Annotated in this window: 7 protein-coding genes; all 7 read right to left on the bottom strand. The window is 55.0% G+C overall.

Annotated elements, in window-relative coordinates; all coding sequences use genetic code 11:
* Positions 1–560: 560 nt before the first annotated feature.
* The 7 genes from cas2 to NZ823_11820 all read right to left on the bottom strand — a co-directional run bounded on the left by cas2 (position 561) and on the right by NZ823_11820 (position 6786).
* Positions 561–854: a CRISPR-associated endonuclease Cas2 gene (gene cas2, locus NZ823_11850; protein MCS6805816.1), complete on the bottom strand. Its 294-nt coding sequence runs from the start codon at positions 852–854 to the stop codon at positions 561–563.
* A 232-nt stretch (positions 855–1086) separates the two neighbouring features.
* On the bottom strand, positions 1087–2085 hold the full coding sequence (gene cas1, locus NZ823_11845; protein ID MCS6805815.1) for a CRISPR-associated endonuclease Cas1: 999 nt from the start codon (positions 2083–2085) through the stop codon (positions 1087–1089).
* Positions 2086–2983: 898 nt separating this feature from the next.
* Complete coding sequence (csm6, locus tag NZ823_11840; GenBank protein ID MCS6805814.1) at positions 2984–4312, bottom strand: CRISPR-associated ring nuclease Csm6; 1329 nt, start codon at positions 4310–4312, stop codon at positions 2984–2986.
* A 74-nt stretch (positions 4313–4386) separates the two neighbouring features.
* Positions 4387–4656, bottom strand: a complete 270-nt coding sequence (locus NZ823_11835; protein MCS6805813.1) for a DUF2283 domain-containing protein — start codon at positions 4654–4656, stop codon at positions 4387–4389.
* Positions 4641–4973 carry a hypothetical protein gene (locus NZ823_11830; GenBank protein ID MCS6805812.1) on the bottom strand — a complete coding sequence of 111 codons (333 nt, stop codon included), beginning with the start codon at positions 4971–4973 and terminating at the stop codon, positions 4641–4643. The genes NZ823_11835 and NZ823_11830 overlap by 16 nt, the downstream gene beginning before the upstream one ends.
* 361 nt (positions 4974–5334) lie before the next feature.
* Complete coding sequence (locus NZ823_11825; GenBank protein MCS6805811.1) at positions 5335–5529, bottom strand: hypothetical protein; 195 nt, start codon at positions 5527–5529, stop codon at positions 5335–5337.
* A gap of 195 nt (positions 5530–5724) precedes the next feature.
* Entirely contained in the window at positions 5725–6786 is a 1062-nt protein-coding gene (locus NZ823_11820) for a CRISPR-associated ring nuclease (GenBank protein ID MCS6805810.1), read from the bottom strand.
* Between the last annotated feature and the right edge of the window lie 13 nt (positions 6787–6799).

Here is a 6799-nt window from a genome sequence, read left to right as displayed (position 1 = left end):
CGTCGCAATCCTCTTTGAAGCGAGTCCTGTTTTCCGACTCCCACGTGACGAAGTGCGGGTAACCTTCCGCCTCAACGGTCGCAATCCTCTTTGAAGCGAGTCCTGTTTTCCGACCCCGCAATGGTCACGTGGGACGGGGAGTATTATATTATCAGTCGCAATCCTCTTTGAAGCGAGTCCTGTTTTCCGACTGTGCCCATTTTCGGCCCTTTATTTTCAACAACTTGCAAGCCTCCAGTGATAACCCCCCCTTGGACGACATTTTTCAACAGCTAAAAGTGCCACTGAAAGGCCCTCAAAAACTCGCTAATTCATTTGTCAAACAGCAGATACGTGATTTGTGATAACCCCCCTTCTTATACAACAAAATGGGATGCCAAGGCAAGCGATATTTAAGGAGGCGCCAGATAGAACCGACAAGTCCATTATAATCTAGTGATTAGCCAGGCGGCGCAACAACGTAGCCAAGCTGCGATGAGCCGTACAGTACCGATAAAGAGCGCGAAAACTGAGCGGCCGAGGTCGCCGCTAGGCCAAGCAGGCGCTGAGCAGAAAAGGCATCAATAGACGTAGACATCTTCATCCTGGGTAACCTCGCCGCGGCCCTTGAGCACAATTTCGTCCACGCAGGCGTTGCAGAGCCGATAGGAGCGGAGTGAATCCGTCGTCTGGTCAATTAGTGCCGAGAGCCGGCGCATGAGCACGTCGAATTGATCCTGAGTCAACAGGCACTCAAATACGCTGTACTGCACGCGGGACCCGAAGCCTTCTAATGTTTTGGCTACTTCCACGCGGCGTTTGTCGTCGGCGATGTCGTAGCTGATAATGTAGAACATGATGCGTTTGATCGGCATGATTCGTGATCTGGGATTCGTGGGCTGTGACTCGTGATCCGTGGTCCGGGATTCGTCGTCCGTGATCCGTGGGTCGTGGTTCGTGATCTGTGGGTCTGTGATCCATGATCCGACTCACGATTTCAAGCTGTGATGCTCAATATCTCTCCTCGATTTCCAATCTCTGTTGGTGGCCGGTGGCTTGTCAGTCATCAACAGCGAAGCGTGGAGCGAGCCACGAGCCACGTTCGGATTAATGTTCAGCCTCGTAAGGCTCGTAGGGTTCGTTAAATTGCACGGTACGGGCCAATCGCTCAGCTTGATTGAGCATCAAGCGGCGAAAGGTGGTTTGATGGCCGGTATGACGGCTGACGAACTTACGAGCCATGGTGCGGTCGTATTCGGCGAGGAAGCGCTTTCGCCCTTGTTCATTAAGCCAGATGCCGCCGGTTTCGACAGCATGGAAGTCTTCCGGCGTCAGGATTTGGTTATTGAACAAGGTCAGAGCCATTCGATCAATGATGGCGGCGCGAAACTCTTCGATCAGGTCCAGCGCCAGCGAGCAACGGCCATACTCCATCGCGTGAAAGAAACCGATATAGGGATCAAAGCCAACGGCTGAGACGATGCCGATAGCTTCCGCTGTGAGCAACGTGTAGCCGAACGAGAGGACGGCGTTGACCGGGTCCAGCGGTGGGCGGCGGCTGCGCTTATGGAAGCGGAGTGGGCCGCGAAACATTTGGCCGTAGGTGGCAAAGTAAATGGCGGCGGCGTGGCCTTCGATGCCGCGCAATCCATCAAGCGTTTCAGCGCGCAGGCCGGAGAGCAAGGTGCGCTCCAGTTCGCGCATCTGGGCTTGAAAATCGGCTTCAGGATGGTTGCGCTCGTAGCGCATGACCACGCGCAAGCTGCTGGTGATCTTGGAACGGACAATACGACGAGCCACCTCATAGCAGAACGAAGGGTCAGAAGCGCGTTCGTATTGTTTCAGGCGTAATGGGGCATTTTTCGATTCGAGCGCCGTCAGCCGCCCGCGCAGTTGGCCGCGGCTGCTCAAGAACGTGGTGTCAATGCCGTTACTGAGCAGCGTATTGATCGCGCCTGTGGTCAAATGGACGCGACCCAGCACAACAACACGGTCAACTTTGATAAGCGGAATCTCATTGACTGTGCCATCACCGTTTTTGATGATCAGCCGCTCATTCTGGCGCTGAAGTGTTGAGCCTTGTTCGGTCAGATATAACGTCGTCATCGCTCTGCCTCACACGCATCAGCGTAGCATCAAGGCGTCCTACGCTGCGAACCATGTAACATTGCGACAGCGTTACTCGTGGTTCGTGATCCGTGATTCGTGAGCCGTGCTCCGTGGCTCGTGGAACGTGGGTCGGGTTCGGGGTTCGTGATCCGTGATTCATGGATTGTGAGAAATGGAAGCGTCGAACTCTCCACTGTGCTACCGGTCACTCTCCTTACTCTCCAATGACCTGTGGCCACGCCCCGCGCTTCACCAACCAAGGACTTATACCAATTGAGAAAAGAAAGACCAGGTTAACGGAGCCCAAAGGCATAGCGGCAGATGAACTAACTAAACGGGCATCTACGATCTTCACTCGGCATTGACTCCGGGGGCGGCAGCCGCCACTAAAGGGTAGCCAGACGTGAAACGTTGCGGAGAGTATCGCGGCCTAAAGCGGCGCGACCCGTTCCCTGATCGGATGGTTCATGCTGCCCAACCGCTGGCACGAACGCGCACATCTTGGCGCGTCTCCAACGCGCTGTTTATTTTCGCCTCACGTTCCAGACGTTGCACGTCTGGCTACCATCTGTGAGGCCGCTTGCGCGGCCACATCTGAAACATCATCTCCTAGAGGTTTCACAGTTGGCAACCTTCTATGAGACCGCTTGCGCGGCCTCATCGTGTGATGGGCGGATACAGACGCTGCACGTCTGGCTACCATCTGTGAGGCCGCTTGCGCGCGTGAGCAGAAACGACCCCAGCGCGGTCAGGACTGCCCAATGCCCGCGGAACATCGGAGCCTGCCGCTTGGGACGTTCTACTTCTGCCTTCCATGGCGCTCGATCGCACACGGCCCTTCTTCGGACTGTTGGATTGTATTCAGTTTTCAAACAGCCGGGCGTGAATGCCGAATTCATTGGTGAGTCGGTCTGAGCGGCAGCTCGTGCCCGCTCACATCAATCTGTCTTTTGTCTACAGGCAGGCCATAGCGTTTGCCGCCATAACCGCCTGTGGTCCTGATGTTCAACGACTGCGAGAGCTGGGCGCTGCCAAGAGCTTTGTTGATCCGACTGATGTAGCTGATGAGCGTCCGCTCATCAAACGGGCCAAGCTGGCCACGTTGAAGTGTTTCCCGCGTTTTCTTTTCCCACTGGTTGAACTGGTCTGCGGAGAAAGCGTAGACGCTGCGGTATATTTGGATGAACCGCTCGCGATCAAGCTCTTGGAGCCGCTGAAAACAGTCGCTGCAACTGGCGCAGGTAGGCAGTTCGGGTCGGACACAGCGATTGGCTTTGAGGTCGGCAAAGTAAGCATACCAAGCCAGAAGAATGCCGCTCAAATCCAAACGAACCATACCCCAGCGCGCTTCGCGTTTTTTCAGGTCAATACGGAGACGGTCAGCAGTGGGCTGGCTCAGGTTGATCTGGTACTGGGCCAGTTGGATGATCTGCTCGACCGATTGATCAAGTTGCATGAACTCGGCGCCGAGCCGCTCGCGCAACCGGATGAAGGGAATTTCGGCCAGCTCGATACGGGCGTCTCTGGTATGGACGATCTCCAGCGCGCCGCTGCGCTGTATAGGAATTTGCCGATTGCGTCGAGGCGGGAAGAAAAACTTGGGATTGCTCTCGAATTCTTCCGAGACGAGCACGTGCGAGAGCGTATCTTGCTGGCGTCCGTAGAGCGTCAACGCCAGCGCCATATAAGCAGACATCGTTTTGCGTCCGCCGGCCAGCGAGCAGTGAAGCGCAGTGTCGGGTTGGTTGGTCAATTGCTTGATGAAGCCGATCAGCTGCTGGGCCAGCGCGGCATTATCGGCGACAGTGCGAATGTCGTCCAATGCAGTCGCGGGTTGCTGAGGGCGAGTGGTTGGCTCTTTCCGCTTCCTCCCAACCACTGATCCCTGCGCACTGCCCACGTCTTTCTTGATGGTGATGATATGGTTTTCATCAAACGCGATGGAGCCGGGGCCGAAACCATACTCGCGGCAAAAGGCAAAGAACTGGCCCTGCTCGCGGTCGAGCAAGGCGCGGCGGGCAACCTCAGCGCCGCGAGCGGTGGTGAGAATGAAGATTTCTGAAATGGGAATGGGCGGACGGCGCAAGACCATGAGGGCATAGAGCGTCTCGGTGATGATCTGCGGCGTCTGCCCGGCCACAGCCACCAGGATGTGACGATAGGGTTCCTCAGATCGCCCTCCGTGGTGTTTTACCAGTTTGCGTTTCAAGTTGCTTTTTTTCAATGTCCCAATCCTCTTTGAAGCGACTCCCAATTTCTCACTTTCCGTGGGCATCCGTCTCCCTGGTACTCTCACCATTAGCTGATCCCCAGAGCTTTCGTCTCTCGCTTGGAGAGCTTAATGTGAGCCAGCACCGGCAGGGCGAACGAGAGTGGTTTGCTCTTGGCGCCGGCGAATCGCTGCCGAAAATGGAGCACCGTCAGGCCCACGACTTCCCGCGTCTCGGGATCCAGGCGAAGGTAAATTTCATCATCGATCTCCCTGGAGATCGCCGGGCGCGGCTCACCGAAATGAATGTTCAGCTCGTCGCTTGGCGGGTAATATGAGAACGTCAGTTTCTTTTCCATAGCAACTTTCCTCCTTTTGAAAGTCCTTCGACCAGGAAGGCGGTTTGGATATAACCCTTCTTGGCCCGGTGGCGAATAGCCACCACTACAAGGACGTATTCCTTTCCAGCAAGGCTGCGACCGACTTCAGAAAAGTAGAGATGAGTGGAACGCCTGCGTTTACTTTCGTAGATGTAATTCGGCTTTTTGATAGCCCGTTTGACATCATGCTCTCGACCTTTCATTTCTGGGTGCTCTATCAAGATGTGATTATACCAACACTCATCGGTCAATCGAATCTCATAGCCACGTGGATCCCTCACGGCAAAGATCATCACCAACTTAATTCCTTGCTATAAGCCTCCTCAGCGACAATCTTATCAATCCCCTCGGCAGAGGTTGGTCCAATGTCAACTGGCGGTCGGGCGAAGAACGGTGAGTGCGCACGAGAGAATAGGTTCGTTCGGGCGCGGGCCTGCTCCATCTGCTGCTGCAAGGGGGCGTTTGCGCTCGCAGGTCTCGGGTGACGGCCCCCAATTCATCGAACGGGATCTGTTTTAGGATTTCTCGCAGCGTCTCTTTGGGCAGTTTGATCATGATGTCACTCATCGTTGTTTTCTCCCCTTATGAAGGTCATCCAAATTTCAATCATAGCTTGCCCGCAACGGCCAAGCCAGCGTTGCCGCCTGGGTTGAAGTCTCATGACGACCGCTGCTCCCGATTGCGGCGAATCGTTTCCGCCGAGTCTGCGGCGTCGCCACCGAGGCGTTGTCCAATCTGCGACTTCAACTCCTCGCTCTGGGCGATGAACTCGTCTAGGTCAAAGCCCTCCGGTTCCGCCTCAATCACTTCCGCAAGCGTCAGCCACTCATTTTTCTTGGTTGCTTTTGCCATAGCTTTTCTCCTTCAGACAATGCGACGAAATAGTTCCTTCCTCGATGGAATCAATTTTTTCCCGAGGCTTGGACGCCTCGGCTTCGAATCGAACCTGTTTGGTTTCATCGTGACATCACTCCACTTTCATTTCTCACACTAAGAACCCTTGTAGGAGCGGTCTCCGGACAGCACCTCTCCGCTTGATGTAAAGTCTCACGTCTGCTTACGGAGGAACCGCTCTAGCTCCCGCTTCACCCGCTCGGCTTGAGCGGCGGTCTGGGCTTTAGTACGAACGGCTAAGCGATACCCTTTTTGAGAATCAGCTAAAGTGACAATCAAAACATCAGGCTCGCCGGTTTTCACTTCAACAAGCAATCGCCCGTAGGGAGAATGGAAAACGCGGCCCCGATCAAATTGCGAGTTGAAATCAGTCGAATCAATGCGCTCAGCATAGGGAAAAAATCGGAGCCGCTCGGCATGAAAGTGCAATGCGTCCTTGCCGTGATGATCTTTCAGGTCCACGGCCTTTTGCTGGGGCAGTGTTGACGAAGGCTCCGGCAATAACTCAATGTCGCTGAGCACAGCGTGGAGCTGCTGACCTATCTTGGTCACCTTCCAGGCGCTCCCTTCGTGTTCGATCAGTCCGGTGTCTTCGAGCAAGACTCGCGCGGTTTTATCAAGCGCGCCGATGTCCTGACCCCCCAGCGCACTCAAGAAATCATTGAGCAGCGGAAACAGACTCACTACGGGCAGCCGAACGATTTCAAGTTCTTCGAGGCTGGGGTGAAGCAGCGCCGCTTGCTCCGCCGGGTATCGTTGGAGGTTGGTCGCTTCCATCTTGCGCTGGAGATGCTCGTCCATGAGCAAGTGAACGACATGACACAGGAGCTTTGCGCCATAGATTTGAACGGCCAGCGCCATCAACGCAGACATCGTTTTGCGTCCGCCGGCCATTGATACGTAAATGTCACTGTAGCGACGATACGCGCGCAGCGTCTCCGCCACCAGCGTGAGGTAATCGAGATTGTCTTTCTCCGAGAGCACATCCGTCGCTTCGATGGCCTGATGAAGATAGACGATATTCCTCTTGTTGTAGTGAGTTGGGATGTGCTCCGAGAGGATCTTAGCACCGATGCGCACATCATTTTCGTTTGTGCCCAGCGTGATGACCTGAGTAAACTGGATGCCTTCCTCGTGCTCCAGCTTGTCAATTGCCTCGGTGACCACAGCAGGCGATTCGCCGAGCGAGGAGATGAGAATGGTTTGTCGGGACATGTTAACCTCCTAG

It is taken from the genome of Blastocatellia bacterium (genome assembly GCA_025054955.1).
Lineage (GTDB): Bacteria > Acidobacteriota > Blastocatellia > HR10 > J050 > JANWZE01.
This window is presented reverse-complemented; position numbering and strand designations above follow the sequence as displayed.

Bases quoted from the DNA above. Each gene is read 5' to 3' on its own strand.
- cas2 (MCS6805816.1), bottom strand. From the start codon at position 854: ATGCCGATCAAACGCATCATGTTCTACATTATCAGCTACGACATCGCC.
- cas1 (MCS6805815.1), bottom strand. From the start codon at position 2,085: ATGACGACGTTATATCTGACCGAACAAGGCTCAACACTTCAGCGCCAG.
- NZ823_11835 (MCS6805813.1), bottom strand. From the start codon at position 4,656: ATGGAAAAGAAACTGACGTTCTCATATTACCCGCCAAGCGACGAGCTG.
- NZ823_11825 (MCS6805811.1), bottom strand. From the start codon at position 5,529: ATGGCAAAAGCAACCAAGAAAAATGAGTGGCTGACGCTTGCGGAAGTG.
- NZ823_11820 (MCS6805810.1), bottom strand. From the start codon at position 6,786: ATGTCCCGACAAACCATTCTCATCTCCTCGCTCGGCGAATCGCCTGCT.